Here is a 22820-nt window from a genome sequence, read left to right on the forward strand (position 1 = left end):
GACCCGCCGAAACCGCCGAAACCGCCGAAACCGCCGCCGCGCAAGGCGTGCCGGCAAGGCCGTCGCGGCCGGATCGCGGCCGGGCCGGAAGGCAGGAACCGGGCGGGGAAACGCGCCCGCGCCGCGACCACGGCGCGGATACGCCAACGGGCCGCGGCCCTGGCGCGGAGACGCCCCCGCGCCGCGACCGCGGCCCGGACACGCAAGCGCGCCGCGATCAGCGCGCGGACGCGCCCCCGCGCCGCGATCGTGATCGCGGGCAGGCGGCCCCGCCTCCGCGCGACATCCCGCCCATCCATTACCCGGAAGACCTGCCCGTCAGCGCCCGTCGCGACGAGATCGCGCGCGCCATCGCCAGCCATCAGGTGGTCATCGTCAGCGGCGAGACCGGGTCGGGCAAGACCACCCAGCTGCCCAAGATCTGCCTGGACGCCGGCCGCGGCCGTCAGCGCATGATCGGCCACACGCAGCCGCGCCGCCTGGCCGCCACGTCCGTGGCCAAGCGCATCGCCGAGGAATTGAACACGCCGATGGGCGAGCTGGTCGGCTACCAGGTGCGCTTCAACGACCGCACCGGTCCGAACGCCGCCATCAAGCTGATGACCGACGGCATCCTGCTGGCGGAGTCGCAGCGCGATCCGCTGCTGCGCCGCTACGACACCATCATCATCGACGAAGCGCACGAGCGCAGCCTGAACATCGACTTCCTGCTGGGCTACCTCAAGCAGCTGCTGCCGCGCCGCCGCGACCTGAAGGTCATCATCACGTCGGCCACCATCGATGCGCAGCGCTTCGCCCAGCATTTCGCCGCGGACGACGGCACGCCGGCGCCGGTCATCGAAGTGTCCGGCCGGCTCTATCCGGTGGAGATCCGCTACCGTCCGGTGCGCCAGGACGAAACCGAGGACGACATCGACGAAAGCGCCGCGCGCCGGCCGCGCGCGGGCAGCCGCGACCGCTCCGGCGACGAAGAGCGCGACCTGATCGACGCCATCGTCGACGGCGTCGACGAGTGCGCGCGCCACGGCCCGGGCGACGTGCTGGTCTTCCTGCCAGGCGAGCGCGAAATCCGCGAGGCCGCGGAAGCCCTGCGCAAGCATCATCCGCCGGGAACGGAAATCCTGCCCTTGTTCGCACGCCTGTCGCAGGCCGAGCAGGAGCAGATATTCCGCCCGCGTGGCAATGCGCGCCGTATCGTCCTTGCGACCAACGTCGCCGAAACCTCGCTGACCGTGCCCGGCATCCGTTTCGTCATCGACAGCGGCCTGGCGCGCATCAAGCGTTATTCGTGGCGCAACAAGGTAGAGCAGCTGCGCATCGAGCCGGTCAGCCGCGCGTCCGCCAACCAACGGGCCGGCCGTTGCGGTCGCGTGGGCCCGGGCGTCTGCATCCGCCTGTACGCGGAGGACGATTTCAATGGGCGGCCGCCCTTCACCGACCCGGAAGTGCTGCGCTCGTCGCTGGCTTCGGTGATCCTGCGCATGAAGTCGCTGCGCCTTGACGACATCGAAAGCTTTCCCTTCGTCGAGGCGCCCCCGGGACGGGCCATCGCGGACGGCTATCACCTGTTGCAGGAACTGGGGGCCATCGAGCCGGAACGCGAGGAAAGCGGGGCGGACGCCGACGGCGAAGGCGCCGCCGCGGCCCCGGCCGCCGCGGCTACCCGCAATGGCGACGCGACCGAGCCGCCGCGCGGGCCGCGCTTCGTCCTGACCCGCACGGGCCAGGAACTGGCCCGCCTGCCCGTGGACCCGCGCGTGGGCCGCATGATCCTGGCCGCGCGCGAACAGCAGTGCCTGACGGAGATGCTGATCATCGCGTCGGCGCTTTCCGTGCAGGACGCGCGCGACCGCCCCATGCACGAGAAAGAGGCCGCCGAGAACGCGCACGCCAAGTTCGCCGACGACAAATCGGAATTCGTGTCCTATCTGAAGCTGTGGCGCTGGTATCACGAGCAGGTCGAGCACAAGGCCTCGCAGCGCAAGCTGGCGGCCCTCTTGCGGCAGAATTTCCTGTCGCCGCTGCGCCTGCGCGAATGGCACGACGTGCATAGCCAGCTGTCCAGCGTGGTGGGCGAGCAGGGATGGCGGCTGAATACCGCCGAAGCCACGTTCGAGCAACTGCACCTGGCCCTGCTGTCGGGCCTGCTGGGCAACATCGGTTTCAAGAGCGACGAGGCGGGCGCGGGCGGCGGGGGCCATTACCTGGGCGCGCGCGACATCCGCTTCCTGATCCATCCCGGTTCGCGCCTGGCCAAGAAGGCCGGCCGCTGGATCGTCGCCGGCGAACTGGTGGAGACCACGCGCCTGTACGCGCGCTGCGTCGCCCGCATCGAGCCCGCGTGGATAGAGCGCGTCGCCGCCCACCTGCTGCGCCGCAACTGGGGCGACCCGCGCTGGGAAAAGAAGGCCGGCCAGGTGGTGGCCAACGAGCGCGCCACCCTGTACGGCCTGACGATCTATTCCGGCCGCCGCGTCCACTACGGGCGCATCAATCCGGAGCATGCGCGCGAACTGTTCATTCGCCAGGCCCTGGTGCCGGGCGAGATCGACACGCGCCTGCCTTTCGTGGCGCACAACCGGCGCCTGATCGCCGAGATCGAAAAGCTGGAGCACCGCGCCCGTCGTCCGGACATCCTGGTCGACGACGAACTGATCCATGCGTTCTACGATCGCCTGATCCCGGCCGGCATGAGCCAGACCGCGACCCTGGAAAAGTGGGTCAACGGCCTGGACAAGGCCGGCGCCGCGGCGCTGCTGCTGACGCGCGACGAGCTGATGCGGCACGAGGCCGCGGGCGTCACCACGGAAGTGTTTCCCAAGAAGATGGACTGGCAGGGTGTATCCATGCCCCTGGACTACCACTTCGAGCCGGGCTCGCCGCGCGACGGCGTGACGCTGTCGGTGCCGCTGTTCGCCTTGAACAAGGTCGACGCCCAGCGCTGCGAATGGCTGGTGCCGGGCATGCTCAAGGAGAAAGTCCAGCTGCTGCTGAAATCCCTGCCGCAGAAGATACGCCGCCACTGCGTGCCGCTGCCCGACTATGCCGCCGGTTTCTACGAGCGCTGGTTCGACCGCCTGGGCGATCCGCGGGAGGGCTTGCTGGACGCGCTGGCAGCCGATATGTGGGAGCAGCTCAAGGTGCGTCCGCTGGCTTCGGATTTCAAGCTGGAGACCTTGCCCGCGCACCTGTTCATGAACTTCCGGGTGGCCGACGAGCACGGCCGCATGCTGGCCGCCGGCCGCAACCTGGCCCAGCTGAAAGCGGAGCACGGCCGCCAGGCGCAAGCTGATTTCCAGCAGATGGCGGCGCGCGACAACCAGGTGGCCCAGGCCCTGGCCCAGGACGGCCTGACGGCATGGACCTTCGGCGAGCTGCCGGAAATCATGGAGATCCGGCGCAAGGGGCAGTCGGTGATCGGCTACCCGGCCCTGGTCGATCGCGGCACCCATTGCGACCTGGACGTCTACGACGATCCCGACGAAGCACGCCGCCATCACCGCGCGGGCCTGCTGCGCCTGTTCCGCCTGGGGCTGCGCGAGCAGGTCAAGTTCCTGGAAAAGAACCTCGCCGACCTGACCCGCATCAGCATGTTGTTCATGCCCCTGGGCACGCTGGAGGAGCTGCGCGACCAGATCATCGACACGGCGCTGGCGCAGGCCTGCCTGGCCGAACCCTGGCCCGCCAACGCCGCCGAATTCGACAGCCGGCGCAACGAGGGCAAGGGCAGGGTAGGCCTGCTGGCGCAGGAAGTGGCGCGCCTGGCGGGCGCCATACTGACCGAATGGGCGGCGGTGCAGCGCAAGCTGCCGCAGGCCAAGGCGCATGCGGCGGCCTATGCCGACCTGCAACAGCAATGCGGCGCGCTGGTGCATCGCTGGTTCCTGCGCGACACGCCCTATGCGCAGCTGGCGCACTTCCCCCGCTATCTCAAGGCGGCGGTGGCGCGCATCGACAAGCTGCGGGCCGACCCGGCGCGCGACCAGCGCCTGATGACGGAAATGGCGCCCTTGCTGACCCAGTACCAGCGTGCGCGCGCTGCCCTGAAGGGCGCGCCCGATGCGCGCCTGGACGAATTCCGGTGGATGCTGGAAGAGTTGCGCGTGGCCTTGTTCGCGCAAGAGCTGCGCACGCCGATGCCGGTATCGGTCAAGCGCCTGATGAAAACCTGGGAGTCCATGCAGCGCTAGAGGCCCGCCGCGCGCCGTCCCCCACGGCGGGGAGGCTGGCCGTGGCCGTCCCCGCCTTGCCGCCTGCCGGTTGCAGCAAGACTTGTCGCCTGCCGGCTACAGCCAGACAAACGCCCCCACCACCACCACGACCAGGGCCCACTTGACGGTCTTGTACACCGTCCGGTTCCAGGCCTTGAACTGCTTGCGCTTCAGGTCGAATTGGTGATGCAGGTGGGTCAGCCGGTTGATCGCCCCGGTCTTGTCGCCGCTGTCGTTCGGCGAACTGGCCGCCGACATCACCACCCGGCCGAACCAGTGGTTGAACGCCTCGGCCCAGCGCCACTTCAGCGGCCGCTCGACGTCGCAGAACAGGATGACGCGGTTGGCGCCCGAACGGTTGTGGGCTTCGTGGATATAGGTCTCGTCGAACACCACGCCTTCGCCATCGCGCCAGCTGTAGGGCTGGCCGTCCACCTCGATGTAGCAGCGGTCGTCGTTGGGCGTGGCCAGGCCCAGGTGGTAGCGCAGCGAGCCCGAGAACGGGTCGCGGTGCTTGTTCAACTGGCCGCCGTCGGGCAGTTCGGCGAACATCGCCGCCTTGATGGTCGGTATGGTCTTGAGGATGGCGACCGTGCGCGGGCACAACTCTTCCGCCGACGGATGCCGGGCGTCGTACCACTTCAGGTAGAAACGCTTCCAGCCGTACTTGAAGAAGGAATTGAAGCCGATGTCGTCGTTATTCTCGGCCGCCTTGATGCGGCGCAATTCCTGCATCCGCAGGGCCTCGTCGCGGATGATTTCCCAGTTGTCCTGCAGCTTCTGCAGTTCCGGGAACTCCCGCGTGGCGACATAGGGCGAGGTCGGCACCCGCGAGGTCAACACCATGAAGGCGTTGACCGGCGCCAGCAAGACCGAATGGTCCAGGAACACGCGTGCCCAGGACAGGCGCACCTTGCCTCTATAGTGCCCATAGAGGATGGCGGCCAGCCAGAGGCCGGGAATCAGCCATTTCATAGCGTAAAACACCGTTCAGTACGAGATAACCGCCTATTCTTGCACAGGCGGGTCGGAATCGCGCGCGAAAAAGGCGCCCTGGGTACAATCGCGGACATGTCAGAAGCCGCCGTAGCCCCGTCCCCCTTTGTCCATTTGCGTGTCCACTCCGAGTTCTCGGTGGTGGATGGACTCGTTCGTATTCCAGACCTGATCAAGCGCGTCGCCAAGCTGGGCCAGCCTGCCGTGGCGCTGACCGACCTGTCGAACCTGTTCGGCCTGATCAAGTTCTACAAGGCGGCGCGCGGCGCCGGCGTAAAACCCATCGCCGGCTGCGACATCTGGATCACCAATGACGAGGACCGGGACAAGCCCTTCCGCGTCCTGGTCCTGGTGCGCAACCGCCAGGGCTACCTCAATCTTTGCGAGCTGCTGTCGCGCGCCTTCCTCACCAACCAGCACAAGGGCCGCGCCGAGGTGCGGCGCGACTGGCTGCTGGGAAGCGAGGGCTTGATCGTCCTGTCCGGCGGCCGCGCCGGCGACGTCGGCCAGGCCCTGGAGGCCGGCAATACGGCCGCGGCGCTGGCCCTGGCGCGGGGTTGGGCGCAGGCTTTCCCGAACGCCTATTACGTCGAGCTGCATCGCGCCGGCTTCGATGGCGACGAAGCCTATACCCAGGCCGCCATGCGCCTGGCGGCCGAGGCGCGCCTGCCGGTGGTCGCCACGCACCCGGTGCAATTCCTCGACCGCGACGAATTCCAGGCGCACGAAGCGCGCGTCTGCATCGCCGAGGGCGAAATCCTCGCCAACCCGCGCCGCGTGCGCCGGTTCACCGAGGAACAGTACCTGATGGACAGCACGGAAATGGCGCGCCGCTTCGCCGACGTGCCGTCCGCGCTGGCCAATACCGTCGAAATCGCCAAGCGCTGCAACCTGACCCTGGTGCTGGGCAAGCCGCGCCTGCCCATCTTCCCGACGCCGGAGGGCGTGACCCTGGACGACTACCTGGTCCAGCTGTCGCGGCAGGGCCTGGAAAAGCGCATGGAAGTGCTGTTTCCGGACCCCGCCGAGCGCGAGTCCAAGCGCGAGCAGTACTACGGGCGCCTGGACTGGGAGTGCAAGACCATCATCCAGATGGGCTTCCCGGGCTACTTCCTGATCGTGCAGGACTTCATCAACTGGGGCAAGAACAACGGCGTGCCGGTGGGGCCTGGCCGGGGCTCGGGCGCCGGGTCGCTGGTGGCCTACGCGCTGGGCATCACCGATCTCGATCCCATCCGCTATGACTTGCTGTTCGAGCGCTTCCTGAATCCGGAGCGGGTGTCCATGCCCGACTTCGATATCGACTTCTGCCAGGACAATCGCGAACGCGTCATCGACTACGTGAAGGAAAAGTACGGCCGTGCGGCCGTCAGCCAGATCGCCACCTTCGGTACCCTGGGCGCGAAGGCCGTGGTGCGCGACGCCGGCCGCGTGCTGGACATGCCCTACCTGTTCTGCGACGGGCTGTCCAAGCTGATTCCCTTCAACCCGGCCGATCCCTGGTCGCTGGAGCGCACCCTCAAGGACGAGCCGGCCTTCAAGGAACGTTATGAGCAGGAAGAGGAAGTGCGCGGGCTGGTGGACCTGGCCCAGCCCCTGGAGGGCCTGACCCGCAACATCGGCATGCACGCGGGCGGCGTGTTGATCGCGCCCGGCAAGCTGACCGACTTCTGCCCGCTGTACTGCCAGCCCGGCCAGGAAAACAGCGCGGTGTCGCAGTTCGACAAGGACGACGTCGAGGCGGCCGGCCTGGTGAAGTTCGACTTCCTGGGCCTGCGCAACCTGACCATCCTGGACTGGGCCGTGCGCTACGTGCGCCAGTTCAACGAGACCAAGCGCGACTTCGACATCATGACCGTGCCGCTGGACGACCCGGCGGCCTACAAGGTGCTGACCGACGCCAACACCACGGCCGTGTTCCAGCTGGAATCGCGCGGCATGAAGGAGTTGCTGAAAAAGCTGCGCCCCAGCAACTTCGAAGACATCATCGCCATGCTGGCGCTCTACCGGCCGGGGCCGCTGGAGTCCGGCATGGTGGACGACTTCGTGAACCGCAAGCATGGCCGCGCGCCGGTGGACTATTTCCACGACGACCTGGAAGCGACCCTCAAGAGCACCTATGGGGTCATCGTCTACCAGGAACAGGTGATGCTGATTTCGCAGATCATCGGGGGCTATTCGCTGGGCGGCGCCGACTTGCTGCGCCGCGCGATGGGCAAGAAAAAGCCCGAGGAAATGGCCAAGCACCGGGAGCTGTTCCAGAAAGGCGCGCAGGAAAAGGGCCACGATCCGGACCTGGCGGTCAAGCTCTTCGACCTGATGGAAAAGTTCGCGGGCTACGGCTTCAACAAGTCGCACTCGGCCGCGTACGCGCTGATTTCCTACCAGACCGCGTGGCTCAAGGCCTATCACCCGACCGAATTCCTGGCCGCGACCATGTCGTCCGATATGGACGACACCGACAAGGTGCAGATCTTCTGCCGCGACGCCATCGACAACGGCGTGACGGTGCTGCCGCCGGACGTCAACGCGTCCGGCTACCGCTTCCAGCCGGTCGAGGACGACCACACGGCCAAGGGGCAGCCGCCCCGCACCATGCGCTACGGCCTGGGCGCGGTCAAGGGGACCGGGCAGGGCGCGGTCGAGGAAATCATCCGCGCCCGCGAACAGGGTGGACCGTTCAAGGACCTGTTCGATTTCTGCCGCCGCGTCGACAAGCACTCGGTCAACCGCCGCACCATAGAGGCCCTGATCCGCGCCGGCGCGTTCGACGCCATCGAGTCCAACCGCGCGGCCATGCTGGCGTCCGTCCCGACGGCGATGGAAGCCGCGGAGCAGGCGGCCCGCAGCGCCAACCAGGTTTCGCTGTTCGGCGACGACAGCAGCGACGTGGTGGCCAGCGAACTGTCCAAGGTCGCGCCGTGGAACCTGCATACCAAGCTGTCCGAGGAAAAGCAGGCGCTGGGCTATTTCTTCAGCGGCCACCTGTTCGACGCCTGGCGCGACGAGGTGCGCCGCATCGTGCCGATGACCCTGGCGCGCCTGGAACCCCAGCGCGATCCGCAATGGATGTGCGGCGTGCTGGCCGGCGTGCGCGTGATGATGACCCGGCGCGGCAAGATGGTGTTCGCCGTGATCGACGACGGCACCGCCCAGGTGGAGATCTCGGTCTTCAACGAGCTGTACGAAAAGCACCGCAACCGCCTGCGCGAAGACCAGCTCATCATCGTGCACGGGAAGGTCAGCAACGACGAATACTCGGGCGGCATGCGCATCGTGGCCGAATCCCTGTACGACCTGCAACTGGCGCGCGAGGCGCGCGCCCGCGTACTGCGCGTGCGCCTGAACGGCAACGCCAACGCGGAGCAATTGCGCAAGCTGCTCAATCCCTATCGCGCTGAACCGGAGAACGGCATCCCCGGCATTCCGGTCGAAGTCGAATACAAGAAGGACAACTTCCGCTGCACGGTGCGCCTGAGCGAGGAATGGCGGGTGCGCATGGCGGACACCTTGCTGGAACAGCTGGGTGAGTGGGCGCGTCCGGACGGCGTGGAGATTTCTTACTGATGCAACCCTTGCGCATTCTTCATTCCGAGGCCGCCACGGCTTTCGGCGGCCAGGAGCACCGCATTTTCAAGGAAATGGTCGCCATGCGCGAGCGCGGCCACCACATGGAAGCGGTGGTCCAGTCGCGCGCGCAGCTGGTCGAACGCCTGGGCGACGCCGGCTTCACGGTGCACAAGGTCGACATGGCCGGCGTGCGCAACTATTTCAAGGGTATCGCGGCCATCAAGCGCATCCTGCGCGCCGGCCACTACGACGTGCTCAATACCCACAGCCGTCGCGACACGGTGATCGCCGCGCCCGCCGCGCGGCTGGCCGGCACGCCGCCGCTGATCGTGCGCACCCGCCACCTTGCCAGCAAGGTCGGGTCGATGTGGTCGTACACCTGGCTGCCGCACCGCGTCACGACCGTCAGCGACCATGTGCGGGAATACCTCATCACGCGGGGCGTGCCGCGCGACCGCATCGCCACGCTGTATTCGCCCATCGTGCCGCCGCCGCCCATCGAGAAGTCGACGCTGCGCGAGGAGCTGGGCCTGTCCGCCAGCGACATCGTGGTCGGCTGCGTGGCCGTCATGCGGCCCGCCAAGGGGCACCGTGCGCTGATCGATGCCATGCTGCCCCTGATGCGCACGCGACCCAACCTGCACCTGGTCTTCGTCGGCAGCGGTTCGCCCACGTTCGAGCGGGTCCAGGCCTATATCGCCGAACTGGGGCTGCAATCGCGCATCCACCTGATGGGCACCCGCCGCGACGTCCCCAACCTGCTGGCCGGCTTCGACCTGTTCGCCCTGGCCACGGAGCAGGAGGCGTCGGGCACCGTCTACGTCGAAGCCCAGGCCAGCGGCCTGCCGGTGGTGGGCACCAATGTGGGCGGGGTGTCGGAAATGTTCCGCGACGGCGTATCGGGTTTCCTGGTGCCCTTGCATGACCAGCCGGCGCTGACCGATGCGTTGCAGCGCCTGATCGACGATCCGGCGCTGCGCAGGACCATGGGCGAAGCGGGGCGGCGCATGATACGCGAGGAAGGAATTTTTTCGCCGCAGCGGCTGGCCGAGCGCACCGAGGCCGTCTACCGCAAGTGGCTGGCGGAGCGCGGCGCATGAAGGACGTGATCAAGGACCCGCTAAGCGTGGCGCCCATCAAGCCCGCGCACAATGTGCCGGTGCTGATGTACCACCACATCACGCCGGCCGGCGGCATGATCAATACCACGCCGGCCAACTTCGAAAGCCAGATCGCATGGCTGGCGCGCAACGGCTATACGTCGTTGACGGCGGAACGCTTCGCCGGTCATCTGGCGGGGCGTCCGGTGCCCGACAAGTCGGTGTTGATCACCTTCGACGACGGCTATCTCGACAACTGGGTCTACGCGCATCCGGTGCTGCAACGCTACGGCATGCATGCCGTGCTGTTCGTGATCACCGGCTGGATAGGGGACGGGCCCGCGCGGCCCTACGAGGGCCTGGACGGCATGCCCGCGGCCAGCCTGCCGGCCGCCCCTGACCACGATGCCTGCAAGAAGCTGATCGAGGCCGGCCGCCATGACGACGTCATGCTGCGCTGGAGCGAAATCGAGGCCATGCGCGCCGCCGGCAGCTTCGAGTTCCACAGCCATACGCACACGCATACGCGCTGGGACCAGGTATGCGGCCCCGACACGGCGTCCAAGCGGGCGCACGTCGCCAAGGAACTGGCTGATTCGCGCGCGACGCTGCAGGCGCGGCTGGGCGAGGCCAGCGACCACCTGTGCTGGCCGCAAGGCTATTTCGACGACGACTACCTGCAGGAAGGCCGGACGGCGGGCTTCCGTCATTTCTACACCACCGATCCTTTCGGGCAGAACGTGGCCGCCGGTACGCCGGGCGCCGCGGGGCCGGAGCATATCTATCGCTTCGCCGTGCGCAACCAGCCCGGCGCCTGGCTGGCCCGGCGCCTGTGGTGGGCGGCCCATCCGTTCTGGGGGCCGCGCTACAACGCCTGGAAGTCCTGGAAAAGGTCTTGGAAGAAGGGGCTGCGCGCGCGCCTGCGGGGCCGCCGTCCATGAAACTGTCGGTCATCGTCATCACCAAGAACGAAGCGGCCCATATCGTCGAGTGCCTGGCGTCGGTGAGTTTCGCCGACGAGTTCATCGTGGTCGACTCCGGCAGCAGCGACAATACGGTGGAACTGGCGCGCGGCATGGGCGCCACGGTCGAGCAGACCGCCGACTGGCCGGGCTTCGGCCCGCAGAAGAATCGCGCGCTGGCGCTGGCCGAAGGCGAGTGGGTGCTGTCCATCGATGCCGACGAGCGGGTCACGCCCGAGCTGGCGCAGGAGATCCGCCGCGTCATCGAGGCGGGTGACAAGGACGCCTACGAGATTCCGCGCCTGTCCGAGTTCTGCGGGCGTTTCATCCGCCATAGCGGGTGGTGGCCGGATCCGGTGCTGCGGCTGTTCCGGCGCGGCGCGGGACGTTTCACCGATGCCGCCGTCCACGAAAAGGTGGTGCCGTTGACCACCTGGCGGACGGGCCGCCTGAAGGCCCATTTCATCCACTACTCCTATCCCGACCTGGACGCGCTGATCGCCAAGAGCAATCGCTATTCGTCCGACGCGGCCGCGATGATGCACGCCCGCGGCAAGCGCGCGTCCATCTTCAGCGCCCTGGGCCATGGGTTCTGGACCTTCGTGCGCATCTATCTGATCCGGCGCGGCTTCCTCGACGGCCGCCAGGGCGTGGTGCTGGCGGTGACGGCGGCCGCGGGCAGTTTTTCGCGCTACGCCAAGCTGATGTTCCTGGGCGACCAGGACAAGCGTCGATGAAGATCCTCTACACGAACTTCCACCCGCGCAATGGCGGCGGGCATGTCACCTACCTTCTCAACCTGGCGCGCGGGCTGGCGCCGGCGCATGACATTACGGTGGCCACGCCGGGGACCAGCCGGCTCTTCCGCTACGCGGGCGCCATTCCCGGCGTCAAGGTGGTGGACGCGCGCTTCAGCACGCGCGCCTCGGCGTTCTTCGGGGAGCGCGCGGCCCTGCGCAGCCTGATCGCGCGGGAGCGCTATGACATCGTGCATGTGAACGGCTCTTCCGACCATCGCCACGTCATGCTGGCCACGCTGGGCATGCGACGCCCGCGCATCGTCTTCACCAAGCACAACGACCTGCCGCTGGATACGCTGGGGCATCGCTTGCGCGCCCGCTATGCCACGGATCGGGTCATTGCCGTCAGCGACTACGTGGCCCGGCTCCTGCACACATCGCCGTATCGGAACCTGCCTATCGCCACCATACGCCACGGCATCGACACCGAGTACTTCTCGCCGCCGTCGTCCGCGCTGCACGAGTCCTTGCGCGAACGCTATTTCGGGCCGGCCTGGCGCGGCAAGATCCTGCTGGGCAGCGCCGGGGGCACCGACTACGACAAGGGATGGCTGGACCTCATGGCGGCCCTGGCCGCGCTGCCGCCGGAACAGCGCGAGCGTTTCCGCGTGCTGGTGGCGGGAGATCCCCCCAATGACGTGAAGATGGCGCGCGTGCGCGAACTGGGCGTGCAGGACCTCGTCGTCTTTCCCGGCCTGCTCGACGACGTGCGGCCGGCGCTGGCCGCTTGCGATGTCGGCTTCGTCCTTTCCTATCGCGAGGCCTTGTCCTTCGCCTGCCGCGAAGTGATGGCGCTGGGCCTGCCCGCGCTGGTGACATCGGCGGGCGGCCTACCGGAAAACGTCATCGACGGTGTCGACGGCTGGATCGTGCCCGTGCGGGCGCCCGACGCCATCGCCCACGTGCTGCGCGGCATCCTGGACGATCCGGGCCGGGTCGCCGCGATGGGCGCCGCCGCGCGCGAACGCAGTGCCCGCGAGTTCAGCCTGGCGCCTTTCGTCGCCGGCACCTTCGGCGTCTACCTGGCGGCGCTGGCCGGCCCGCTTAAGCGCTGAGAGGGTGAAGGGCCGGCACGGCAGCGAGACGACGGGCCGGGCGCCGATATAATCCGCCCATGCCGATCCCCATCCTCATGTATCACCAGATCGGCGACCCCGCGCCGCCGGGATCGCCGTACCGCGGCCTGACCGTGCATCCGGCGCGCTTTCGCCGCCAGATGGCGTGGCTGCGCCGTTTCGGCTATCGCGGCCTTTCCATGCGCGATCTCATGCCTTATGTACGGGGCGAGCGCCAGGGCAAGGTCTTCGGCATCACCTTCGATGACGGCTATCGCAATGTGCACCGGAACGCCTTGCCGGTCCTGCGGGAACTGGGCTATACGGCGACCAACTACTTCGTCGCGCGCCAGTTCGATGGCTCCAACGTCTGGGACGCCGACAAGGGCGTGCCGGCCTCGCCCTTGATGACCGTGGAAGAGATGCGGGAATGGGCGGCCGCCGGCATGGAGGTAGGTTCGCATACCCTGGACCACGTCCACCTGCCGCGGCTTGAGCCCGACGAGGCCCGGCGCCAGATCGCCGTCTCGCGCCATGAACTGGAGGCGGCGTCGGGCCAGCCGGTCACGGCCTTCTGCTATCCCTACGGGGAGTACACGGAAGACCATTGCCGCATGGCGCGCGAAGCCGGTTATGACAACGCCACCGTGACGCGGCGCGGGCTGGCGCATGCCACCGACGACCCCTTTGAACTGAAGCGCGTCCTGGTGGCCGGCGGTACCAGCCTGTTCAGTTTCCTGCGCAAGACGCTCACCGCCTACGAGGACAAGCGCCGGCGCGGTTGAACGCGCGCCGGCGCTTGTCCGCCGCCACCACCGCGGCCGGCCCTGGGCGCCCAGGGCCGACTGCTCAATAACGCCAGCCCAGTCCCGCTTGCACGCTCTGGTCCTTGCCGCGGCTGCCGAAGGCGCCGCCATAGCCCAGCCTGAGCGAGCCGTTGCGGCTGAAGGCCCACGTGGCGCCGGCGCGCACGAGCAGCGCGTCGCGGTCTCGCGGCAAGCCCTGCGTGGTGAACGTCGCCGAGTCACCCAGGCGCATGCGGGTCTCCGGCGTGAGATTGCCGTAGGCATGTTGCCAGGCCGCCTGTCCATGCAGGCCGAGCTGGCCGTTGGCTCCCATCGACCATGCCTGTCGCGCCCGTACGCCCAGGGTGCTGCTGGCATTGCCCTGGCTTGCCCCCTTGCCGCGGAGGTCGGCCGGGCCGCCGCCGGATTCGGTGAACCCCTTGCCATGCGCATGGTCATAGGCGAGGCCGGCGTAGGGCTCGACCGTGGCGCCGCCCAGCACGGTAGGCAGGCCTGCCTCTCCGAAAATTTGCGCCGTCCAGGCTTGGTACCTGGCGCGGGCAGTGCCGAAGTCCGTATTGCGGCGGGTCTTGATCGCATTGCTGCCCACGCTGGCGCCGTAGCTCAGGCGGGCCGTGCCAGCCAGGGTGGATCCATAGCCCGATAGCGAGACACCGCCGATGTCGGCCCGCTGGCCGGCCCCCGCCCCACGCGTGTTGACGCGAGTATCGCCGAGGGCCAGCGCCCCCCCGAGTCGCGTGGTGGACGATACGGCGGTGTCGGCGCCGAAGATCAGGCCGGCGCCGCCGCGGCTGAGCGCGGCCGCGCTGCCATCGCTGGAGAGGTTGCCGCGATAGTTGAACGCCTGGCCCCACACATGGCTATCACCGCCATGGCTATCACCGCCATGGGTATCACCGCCATAGGCATCGCCGCCATGGCCGCCGGCGGTTTGGCCGCCAGCGCGGCCGCCGCCGTCCTGCGGCGCCGAGGCGTCGTGTCCGCCGGCACGCGCCCGGTCCAGCACGCTGGCCCGGACGCGCGACTGTTGTTCGGCCAGCGTTCCGGTGACGCTGGGATGGATGTCGCCGACCAGGCGGGTGAGGCTGTTGCGGGCCGTCCCGGCATCCCTGGTGTTGAACAATTGCTCGAAAACAGGATTGCCTGGCTTCAGCGTGTCCGCGGCCCGGCCCACGGCGCGTTGATTGCGGGTCCTGGCCACGGCGCCAAAGCCGCCCGGATTGCGGTCGACGGAGGCCACCAGGCGTTGGCCCTGCACCGACGTGGTCACCGCGGCGAATAGCGGCGGGGCATCGCTTTGTACCTGGTTGAAGTTGCCCGTCACCCCTTGCCACGCGTCGATCACCGCGAACTGCCCGCCCAGTTGCGACGAAGTGACGCCGGTGACTTGCAGGGCGCCGCCTTGCACTTTGGCCGTGCCCGTGACCACGAGGTGGTTGAGCGTGTCGTCGCTGGACAGGGCAGTGCGAATGACGCCTTGCGGCCGCAGGGTGAAGTCGCCCGCCACGGTCAAGGCCTTGCCGCCGGCGCCGCCGGGGACGACGATGCCCTCGGCGACGGTGCTGCCGACCGTGCCGGACCCCGTCAGCGTGGCGCCTTGCTGCACCAGGGTCCTGGATCGCGTGGTGGAGCCGCTTACGCGCAGCGTGCCGCCGGCCACCCGGGTGTCGCCGCTATACGTATTGGCGCCGCTCAGTTCCAGCGTGCCGGCGCCGCGCTTGGTCAGGCCTCCTGCGCCCTTGATGTCGTTCGAGAAGACGCCGTCGTGGCCCTTGGTGTCGACGTCGAAGAAGCGGCCGTAGCCGGCGGCGCCGAACTCGCCCGGGCCGCGGGCCGCGCGCTCGGCGTCCAGCAGTCCGCGGCCGTAGATGGCTCGGTCCGCCAGGTGACCCGCGCGGTTGGCGGTGGTGAGTATGACCTCCTGGGTTTGCGAGGCGGTAAGGAAGGGAAATTCGCCGCGCACGATCGCGGCCGCGCCGGTTACGTGAGGCGCCGCGCCGGATGTCGCGCCGATCCCGACCTGTCGTTGTCCGCCTTCGCCGATCAACCGGTAGCCGCCCGGCTTGCCGGTTTCCTCCCCTTCCTTCGCGTCGCCCCCGGGGGCGGCGATGCACCATTGCCACGCATCGCCGCAGCGATTGCTGTAGCTCGCGATCCTGTCGGCGCGATCGGTCGCCACCACGGTGATCACGGATGATTGCAAGTGCGAATAATCCAGCCCGGCGACGCGGTGGTCGTCGGGCGAAATGTAGACATAGGTCCGCGGGTCATTGGCATCATGGCCAGGCGCCGACACATCGACGAAGCGGTAAAGGTCGCCCTGTGTGTGGGCCGGCGTGATCAGGGGCAGCATGCCGTTGCCGCTGGGATTGCGGGCCGAGGCCGGCTGCTCGATGAATTCATTGCCGGCGGAGACCACCGTCAGCACATCCTTCGCCGCGGCGTAGGCGACCGCGTCGGTCTCGTGCTGGACCAGCGTGCCGTTCCGGCCATCGAACTCGATGATCTGGTGCCTGCGCACTTCATGATGGGGAGCGTCCTCCGGGTCGTCAAGGTGGCCAGTCTCATCGAGGTCGGCGTCCTCGACGTGTATGGCCGAAGGGTATGTCGGCGGTCCGAAGCTGAGATTCAGCACACTGGCGCCAGCGTCGACCGCATGGCGGATCGCGCGCGAGGCGGGGCGTTCCGCCGCCGTGTATGCCGGGTATGCCGTGTCATCGTCCCAGTCGCGGTAGCGGGCGACCAACAGGCGCGCATCGGGGGCAATGCCTCGCACATCGCCATGGCGTCCGTTGCCCGCGAGGATGCCGGCAACCATGCTGCCGTGATTGTCGGCAGCTTCCTGGGCGCGGAAATCAGGGTTGCCGTCCGTATCGAAACCCGCCGAACGAGGATCGATGCGGCCGGCGAAGGCGGGGTCATCGGCGAATATGCCGTCGTCGACGACGCCGACCAGCACGCCGGCGCCGGTCTTGCCCTGGCGGTAGGTTTCATTGGCCCGGACGCGCTCGAGATTCCAGTCGTCCTCCGTGGCATAGGCCGCGGGGGCGAGCAGTTGGGCCAGCATCAGGGCGCCGAACTTCGGGATCAACCGGACGGCCTTGCGAGGCGCAAGGATGGGCGTGGCATGTCGGGAAGAGGGCGTCATGGAATTTCTCCTTCGATTCAATCGGATTGCGGTCGCCACCAGCGGCTATCGACTGGTATGCATCGATTGAATTGAACTATCGATATATCGATAGCAATAGGAGAAAAGTCTCAAAGACAGGAGGCGGCGCCTTCATCCAGCGCGCGGCGTATCGTGGATTTTTCCGATGCGAGGGTCAGGGCGAGGCGGGCGCGGTCGCCGCCTCCAGCGCCGTCAGCCAGACGATGGCGTGGTCCCGGTCGGACCCGCACATATCCGCGCTGGCCTGCAGCCCCCCGCAGAAAGCGGGACGTTCCGGCTTGCCGAACACCGCGCACCGCATATCGTCCAGCAGTTGCGCGCAGCGCTGGCCAGCCGGCTTGCCTTGCGGCATGCCCGGCAAGGGGCTGGTGATGGATGGCGCGATACAACAGGCGCCGCAACCCGGTCGACAGGAGAGCGCCATCAGACCCAGCCTCTCAACCAGTACACGAACAGTCCGAAGTACTCCTTGATGATGGACCGGCTGGCGTCGAAGGTGCGCATGTCGGGCCACCAGAGCGGCAGCGGCGGCTGCGTGGCCGGGACGACGATTTGCGGCAGGGAAGGGGCCGCGACGGCCGTCACCCCTTGCTTGCGGAATGCCGCCATGGCGCGCGGCATGTGCAGCGCGGACGTGACCAGCAGCACGGTGCCCAGGTGATGGTCGCGCAATTCGTCCTCGGTCAGCGTGGCGTTCTCGTAGGTGGTGCGGCTGAAGTTTTCCAGGATCAACGCCTGTTCGGGGATGCCCGCCAGGCGCAGCGCGTGGGCCATGCCCTGGGCCTCGCTGACGTCGCCGGACAGCGCGCCGCCGGACAGCACGATCTTCGGGGCGCGGCCGGCCAGGTATAGCTGGGTGGCCGTTTGCAGGCGGGTGATCGCCGTGTCGCGGTCGTACGGCAGGAACCAGTTCGGACGGCTGTTGGCGGTGTTGCCGCCCAGGACCACGATGGCGTCCGCCATCGGCTGCTCGGCGGGCTGCCTGTAGGGATATTGCCGTTCCAGCGCGCCGCCCAGCCACAGCGAGGTCACCGGCAGCGACCAGGCCAGCGCCCATGCCAATCCCAGGGCGGCGACGATGGCGCCCGTCGCGCGCAGCCGGAACAGCGCCAATACCAGGCCCAGGGCCACCAGGGCCAGGCACAGGTTCAGGGGAATGATCAGATTTGCCAGCAGACTTGCGATTTCCATACCGGCACGATTGTTCCGACGGTCGGCGCCGATGTCAATCAGCCAGCGGCGCCTGCTGTTGCTCCGTCCTTGGCTCCGGCTTCGGTGGATTGCAGCAACGCCAGCACGGCCGGCTCCACCTCCTCCACCGCCGGCCAGTGCTGGCTGGAACCCAGGCAGACGGCGTCCCGGGACCACGGGCCGGTGCGGTCGCGCTCGGTGACGCCGAACAGCGTCACCTGCCGCGCGCCGGCGGCCGCGGCCACGTGCGAGACCCCCGAGTCGTTGCACACGACCAGCGCCGCGCGGGTGGTCAGGGCGGCGAAGGCGCCCAGGCCCAGGGCAGGCAGCAGGCGCGCGGACGGGGCATTGCGACGGGCCTCGTCGACTTCGGACGGCGGCGGGCACATGGCCACGTCGATGCCTTGCGCCTGCAGGCGGCGCGTCAACGCATCGAAGCCCGGCCAGACCTTGTTGCGGCCGCGATGCAGCCCGGTGGCGGTCGGGGCGATCAGCACGAAGCCTCCGCGCGCCAGCCCGGCCTCCGCCAGCGCGGCGTCGGCGGCCATCCCCTGGTCGGCGGTCGGCGTCAGGCCCAGCGCCGGGCCGGGCTGTTCGGCGCCCGCCGGCAAGCCCCAGTACGTCAACGCCTTGCGGGTCAGGTAGTACCAGGATTCGACCGCATGCAGCGGCGTCCCGGGCTTGTCGATCGGCCAGCGCAGCAGCAGGCTGCGGCCGTCGTCGCGATAGCCGGCGGTGGGTATCCCCGCCAGCCGGAAAACCGCGGCGCTGGACAGCGAGTCCGGCAGGCTCAACCCGCGGCAGTCGCGCGCGCTCGCGCCGCGCTCGCGCAGCTGCTGCCGCAGCGCGGCGCGGTCGGCGCGCCAGGCGCCGCGCATGGGCACGAAGTCCTGCGCCGGCGCCACGCCCGCCAACAAGTCGCGCGCCCAGGGGCGGGCGCAGATCGTCAGCGGCAGGCCGGTGGCCTGCAGCACATACAGGGAGGGCAGGCTCATGCAGACGTCGCCTACCCAATTGGGCAGTCTGACGTACAGGCGGAGATTCGACGGCATAGCGGAACTGGAAAAATGGAGCTTTTGTAGAGGATCGGGGAATGAACCGGGGGCGCGCCGCGGGATCTCGCGAGCCAACGGTACAATCGCCGGTCAAGATTGTATAAAAGCGAGAGATTTCTTGAATTCTGCCGCACGTAACGCGCAGGCTGGTAGCCAGGCGGTGAAGTCCGTCATCTGGGCCCGTATCTATTCCCGCGTCGGGTCGCATTGGAAAGCGCTGATACTCGCGATCCTGCTGATGGCGGGCGCCGCCGGCACGCAGCCGACGCTGGCCGTCATCATGAAGCCCTTGCTGGACGATGGGTTCTCCGGCGCCAAGCCCTACTACGTCTGGGCCATCCCGCTGGCCGTGGTCGGCTTGATCCTGTTGCGCGGGGCCTGCAATTTCTTCAGCGACTACCTGCTTGCCTGGGTGGCCAACAATGTGCTGCGCGGCATGCGCCAGGAAATGTTCGACCGTCTGCTGGGCCTGCCCGACGCCGAGTTCAAGCGGGGCGACACGGGGCGCCTGCTCAATCGCTTCACCATCGACGCCGGCAATGTCACCGGCTACGCCACCGATGTCATTACCGTGCTGGTGCGCGAATCGCTGGTGGTGGTGGCGCTGATCTGCGTGCTGCTGTACATGTCCTGGGTGCTGACCCTGATCATCCTGGTCATGCTGCCGGTGTCGGTGCTGATCGCCCGCGTGTTCATCCGGCGCCTGCGCAAGATCAACCGGGATACCGTCAACATGAACGCGGAACTGACCCGCGTGGTGGGCGAGGGCATCGATGGCCAGCGCGTCATCAAGCTGTTCGACGGCTACGAGTACGAGCGTGGCCGCTTCGCCTATGTCAATTCGCGCTTGCGCCGCTTTGCCATGCGCAGCGCCGTCGCCGACGCGGCCATGACCCCGCTGACCCAGGTCTGCATTTCCATCTCGGTGGCCGCCATCATCGCCGTGGCGCTGGGGCAGGCCAATGCCGGCACGCTCACCGCGGGCAGTTTCGCCGCCTTCATGGCGTCGCTGGCCCAGCTGTTCGACCCGGTCAAGCGGCTGACCAACCTGGCCGGCAAGATGCAGCGCATGCTCGTCTCCGCCGAAAGCGTGTTCACCCTGATCGACCAGGTGCCGGAACTGGACGGCGGCACGCGCGTATTGCCCGCGCCGGTGCGCGGCAAGATCGAATTCCGTGACGTCGGCCATCGCTTCCCGGATGCCACGCAGGACACCGTGAGCGGTATTTCGTTCAGCGTGCAGCCGGGCGAAACGGTGGCCCTGGTGGGCCGTTCGGGCAGCGGCAAGACCACGCTCGTGAACATGCTGCCGCGCTTCATCCTGCCCACGGCGGGCAGCATCCTGGTCGACGATATCGAAATCAACGAACTGACGCTGGCCAGCCTGCGTTCGCACCTGTCGCTGGTCAGCCAGGACGTGGTGCTGTTCGACGACACCATCGCGGTCAACGTCGGCTATGGTTCGCTGGAGCAGGCGACCGACGAGCAGGTGATGGCCGCGCTGGAGGCCGCCAATCTGCGCGACTTCGTCAGCCAGTTGCCCAAGGGCCTGCAGACGCCGGTGGGCGAGAATGCCGCGCGCCTGTCGGGTGGCCAGCGCCAGCGCCTGGCCATCGCGCGGGCCCTCATCAAGAACGCGCCCATCCTTATCCTGGACGAGGCCACGTCTGCCCTGGACAACGAATCGGAGCGCCAGGTCCAGGCCTCGCTGGAGCGGCTGATGAAGGGGCGCACCACCCTGGTCATCGCCCACCGCCTGTCCACCGTGCAGAACGCCGATCGCATCATCGTGCTGGACGCGGGCAGGGTGGTGGAAAACGGTCGCCACGAGGACCTGCTGGCGGCCAACGGGCTCTATGCCACCCTGTATCGCATGCAGTTCCGCGATACCGACTGAGGCGGGGCGCCGCCCTCGCGGGCGCCCGTCGCCATGGCCTCAGATCAGGATCAGGTCGTACTGTTCCTGGTTATAGGCGGCTTCGACTTCCAGGGACACCTTCTTGCCGACGAAGTCGCCCAGCATGGCAAGGTGCGGGCTTTCCTCTTCCAGGAACAGGTCCACGACCTCTTGCGACGCCAGGATGCGGAATTCCTTGGGATTGAACTGACGCGCCTCGCGCAGGATCTCGCGCAGTATTTCGTAGCAGACCGTGCGGGCGGTGCGCACATGACCCCGTGATTGGCAGGTCGGGCAGGGCTCGCACAACTGATGGGCCAGCGAATCGCGCGTGCGCTTGCGCGTCATCTCCACCAGGCCCAGTTGCGTGAACCCGTTGACCGTCATGCGCGTGCGGTCGCGCGCCAGCGCCTTGCGCAGTTCGGCCAGCACGGTCTCGCGATGCTCCGGGTCCTCCATGTCGATGAAGTCCAGGATGACGATGCCGCCCAGGTTGCGCAGCCGCAGCTGGCGGGCTATGGCCTGCGCCGCCTCCAGGTTGGTCTTGAAGATGGTGTCGTCGAAATTGCGGCCGCCGACGAAACCGCCCGTATTCACGTCCACCGTCGTCAGCGCCTCCGTCTGGTCGATGATCAGGTAGCCGCCTGACTTCAGGTCGACGCGGCGCGACAAGGCCCGCGCGATCTCCTCATCGACATTGGCCATGTCGAACAAGGGCCGCTCCCCGCTGTAATGGGTGATCCTTTCCGTCACGGAGGGCGTATACAGCTTGGCCCATTCGATCAGGCTGACCGTGGTGGTGCGCGAATCGACGCGGATGGTGCCAGTGCGCGGGCCGACCATGTCGCGCAATACGCGCTGGGCCAGCGTCAGGTCCTGGTGCAGCACCGTCGGCGCGGGCTGGGTGCGCGCCAAGGCCTGGACGCTGGACCACAGCTTGCGCAGGTACTCCAGGTCGGCCTGCAGTTCCTCGTCGGTGGCGCCTTCGGCCTGCGTGCGGACGATGAAGCCGCCTTTCTCGTCGGAAGGCACCAGCGCATGCAGGCGTTCGCGCAGCTGTATACGTTCCGCCTCCGACTCGATCTTCTGCGAAATGCCGATATGGGGATCGTGCGGCAGGTACACCAGCATCCGGCCGGCGATGCTGATCTGGGTCGACAGCCGCGCACCCTTGGTGCCCAGCGGGTCCTTGATGACCTGCACCATGAGGGTCTGCCCCTCGAACAGGAGCTTTTCAATGGGCGTGGGTGTCAACCCCTGGCTGCGCTCGCTGCGGTTTTCCCGCAGGTCGGCGATATGGATGAACGCCGCCCGCTCCAGCCCGATGTCGACGAAGGCGCTCTGCATGCCGGGCAGTACCCGGACGACACGGCCAAGATAGACGTTGCCGACCTGGCCCCGCTGGATGCTGCGCTCCACGTGCAGTTCCTGCACCGCGCCTTGCTCGATGATGGCGACGCGGGTTTCGAAGGGGGTGACGTTGATCAGGATGTCTTCATGAGGCAGCACGGTGCTAGAGGGCATGGTCGAAGATTCTTCTATATATGTATGTGGTGTTCCTGGGCATGGAGACCCCGCGTGCGCGGCTCCGATGCCGATGCTCGAAGTCTATCGACAAAGTGGCCCGCCGTCGCGGCAGGGGCCTATCGACTTGCGCACGTCGAAAAAACCGTGCTATAGTCTCTTTCTTCGCTGCTCAAACGCAAGCGCGACAACGAGCCGGCAACGGTTCCCAAGCGCGAGCCAGGTAGCGAAGGTGAGGTGAGAAGTAAGCAGGTTTCAGATGCAGGGCGGTGACTTCGAAGAAGCACGCGGCGTTTGAAAGAAGTAAAAAAGTTCAGAGATGAATTTGACAACTTCAAAAAACTGCTTCATAATCTCGTTTCTCTGCTGCTGACACAGCGACGCAACGAAAACGGCGTAGCGAGTCAGGCAAACAGCGAAAGGCAGTTGGCAGTACCGCTCTTTAACAACGAAACAACCGATAAGTGTGGGCGCTTGATGCGGA

General features: G+C 67.6%; 14 protein-coding genes and 1 pseudogene. 9 read left to right on the forward strand and 6 right to left on the reverse strand.

Annotated elements, in window-relative coordinates; genetic code table 11:
- Window positions 1–284 precede the first annotated feature (284 nt).
- Complete coding sequence (gene hrpA, locus C7R54_RS27240; RefSeq protein WP_129154084.1) at window positions 285–4190, forward strand: ATP-dependent RNA helicase HrpA; 3906 nt, start codon at window positions 285–287, stop codon at window positions 4188–4190.
- Window positions 4191–4286: 96 nt separating this feature from the next.
- On the opposite strand, the gene lpxO is transcribed toward hrpA, so the two are convergent.
- Complete coding sequence (lpxO, locus tag C7R54_RS27245) at window positions 4287–5186, reverse strand: lipid A hydroxylase LpxO (RefSeq protein ID WP_129154041.1); 900 nt, start codon at window positions 5184–5186, stop codon at window positions 4287–4289.
- 96 nt (window positions 5187–5282) lie between these two features.
- On the opposite strand from lpxO, the gene dnaE reads away from it, so the two are divergent.
- The 6 genes from dnaE to C7R54_RS27275 are packed head-to-tail and all read left to right on the forward strand — an operon-like array spanning window position 5283 to window position 13479.
- On the forward strand, window positions 5283–8774 hold the full coding sequence (dnaE, locus tag C7R54_RS27250; RefSeq protein ID WP_129154042.1) for a DNA polymerase III subunit alpha: 3492 nt from the start codon (window positions 5283–5285) through the stop codon (window positions 8772–8774).
- Window positions 8774–9877, forward strand: coding sequence for a glycosyltransferase family 4 protein (locus tag C7R54_RS27255; protein WP_129154043.1), 1104 nt, complete (start codon window positions 8774–8776; stop codon window positions 9875–9877). The genes dnaE and C7R54_RS27255 overlap by 1 nt, the downstream gene beginning before the upstream one ends.
- Window positions 9878–9912: 35 nt before the next feature.
- The gene (locus C7R54_RS27260) at window positions 9913–10818 is read left to right on the forward strand and encodes a polysaccharide deacetylase family protein (protein ID WP_192903754.1); all 906 of its coding nucleotides are present in this window, start codon (window positions 9913–9915) and stop codon (window positions 10816–10818) included.
- The gene (locus C7R54_RS27265) at window positions 10815–11576 is read left to right on the forward strand and encodes a glycosyltransferase family 2 protein (protein WP_129154045.1); all 762 of its coding nucleotides are present in this window, start codon (window positions 10815–10817) and stop codon (window positions 11574–11576) included. The genes C7R54_RS27260 and C7R54_RS27265 overlap by 4 nt, the downstream gene beginning before the upstream one ends.
- On the forward strand, window positions 11573–12694 hold the full coding sequence (locus C7R54_RS27270; RefSeq protein ID WP_129154046.1) for a glycosyltransferase: 1122 nt from the start codon (window positions 11573–11575) through the stop codon (window positions 12692–12694). The genes C7R54_RS27265 and C7R54_RS27270 overlap by 4 nt, the downstream gene beginning before the upstream one ends.
- 59 nt (window positions 12695–12753) lie before the next feature.
- Entirely contained in the window at window positions 12754–13479 is a 726-nt protein-coding gene (locus C7R54_RS27275; protein WP_129154047.1) for a polysaccharide deacetylase family protein, read from the forward strand.
- A 64-nt stretch (window positions 13480–13543) separates the two neighbouring features.
- On the opposite strand, the gene C7R54_RS27280 is transcribed toward C7R54_RS27275, so the two are convergent.
- The 4 genes from C7R54_RS27280 to C7R54_RS27295 form a co-directional block, all read right to left on the reverse strand.
- A complete protein-coding gene (locus tag C7R54_RS27280) occupies window positions 13544–16648 on the reverse strand; it encodes an autotransporter serine protease (protein WP_129154048.1) in 3105 nt (1034 codons plus the stop codon).
- Between the two features lie 175 nt (window positions 16649–16823).
- Window positions 16824–17093 carry a YkgJ family cysteine cluster protein gene (locus tag C7R54_RS27285; RefSeq protein ID WP_129154049.1) on the reverse strand — a complete coding sequence of 90 codons (270 nt, stop codon included), beginning with the start codon at window positions 17091–17093 and terminating at the stop codon, window positions 16824–16826.
- Window positions 17093–17860 (reverse strand): YdcF family protein, encoded by a 768-nt coding sequence (locus tag C7R54_RS27290; RefSeq protein ID WP_129154050.1) that lies wholly within the window; start codon window positions 17858–17860, stop codon window positions 17093–17095. Before C7R54_RS27290 ends, C7R54_RS27285 begins: the two co-directional genes overlap by 1 nt.
- Window positions 17861–17898: 38 nt before the next feature.
- Window positions 17899–18912, reverse strand: a complete 1014-nt coding sequence (locus C7R54_RS27295) for a glycosyltransferase family 9 protein (RefSeq protein WP_129154051.1) — start codon at window positions 18910–18912, stop codon at window positions 17899–17901.
- Window positions 18913–19033: 121 nt separating this feature from the next.
- Between C7R54_RS27295 and msbA the strand changes: the two genes are divergently transcribed.
- Window positions 19034–20812 (forward strand): lipid A export permease/ATP-binding protein MsbA, encoded by a 1779-nt coding sequence (gene msbA / locus C7R54_RS27300; RefSeq protein ID WP_129154052.1) that lies wholly within the window; start codon window positions 19034–19036, stop codon window positions 20810–20812.
- A gap of 39 nt (window positions 20813–20851) precedes the next feature.
- Here the strand turns inward: msbA and rng are convergent, their stop codons facing one another.
- Complete coding sequence (rng, locus tag C7R54_RS27305) at window positions 20852–22336, reverse strand: ribonuclease G (RefSeq protein ID WP_129154053.1); 1485 nt, start codon at window positions 22334–22336, stop codon at window positions 20852–20854.
- 294 nt (window positions 22337–22630) lie between these two features.
- Between rng and C7R54_RS29085 the strand changes: the two are divergent.
- Window positions 22631–22820 (forward strand): annotated as a pseudogene (locus tag C7R54_RS29085) (hypothetical protein); the annotation flags it as partial.

This window comes from Achromobacter aloeverae (assembly GCF_004121055.1).
GTDB lineage: Bacteria > Pseudomonadota > Gammaproteobacteria > Burkholderiales > Burkholderiaceae_B > Bordetella_C > Bordetella_C aloeverae.

Excerpts from the sequence above, each read along its gene's own strand:
- lpxO (WP_129154041.1), bottom strand. The coding sequence starts at position 5,186 with ATGAAATGGCTGATTCCCGGCCTCTGGCTGGCCGCCATCCTCTATGGG.
- dnaE (WP_129154042.1), top strand. The coding sequence starts at position 5,283 with ATGTCAGAAGCCGCCGTAGCCCCGTCCCCCTTTGTCCATTTGCGTGTC.
- C7R54_RS27255 (WP_129154043.1), top strand. The coding sequence starts at position 8,774 with ATGCAACCCTTGCGCATTCTTCATTCCGAGGCCGCCACGGCTTTCGGC.
- C7R54_RS27265 (WP_129154045.1), top strand. The coding sequence starts at position 10,815 with ATGAAACTGTCGGTCATCGTCATCACCAAGAACGAAGCGGCCCATATC.
- C7R54_RS27270 (WP_129154046.1), top strand. The coding sequence starts at position 11,573 with ATGAAGATCCTCTACACGAACTTCCACCCGCGCAATGGCGGCGGGCAT.
- C7R54_RS27275 (WP_129154047.1), top strand. The coding sequence starts at position 12,754 with ATGCCGATCCCCATCCTCATGTATCACCAGATCGGCGACCCCGCGCCG.
- C7R54_RS27280 (WP_129154048.1), bottom strand. The coding sequence starts at position 16,648 with ATGACGCCCTCTTCCCGACATGCCACGCCCATCCTTGCGCCTCGCAAG.
- C7R54_RS27285 (WP_129154049.1), bottom strand. The coding sequence starts at position 17,093 with ATGGCGCTCTCCTGTCGACCGGGTTGCGGCGCCTGTTGTATCGCGCCA.
- C7R54_RS27290 (WP_129154050.1), bottom strand. The coding sequence starts at position 17,860 with ATGGAAATCGCAAGTCTGCTGGCAAATCTGATCATTCCCCTGAACCTG.
- C7R54_RS27295 (WP_129154051.1), bottom strand. The coding sequence starts at position 18,912 with ATGCCGTCGAATCTCCGCCTGTACGTCAGACTGCCCAATTGGGTAGGC.
- rng (WP_129154053.1), bottom strand. The coding sequence starts at position 22,336 with ATGCCCTCTAGCACCGTGCTGCCTCATGAAGACATCCTGATCAACGTC.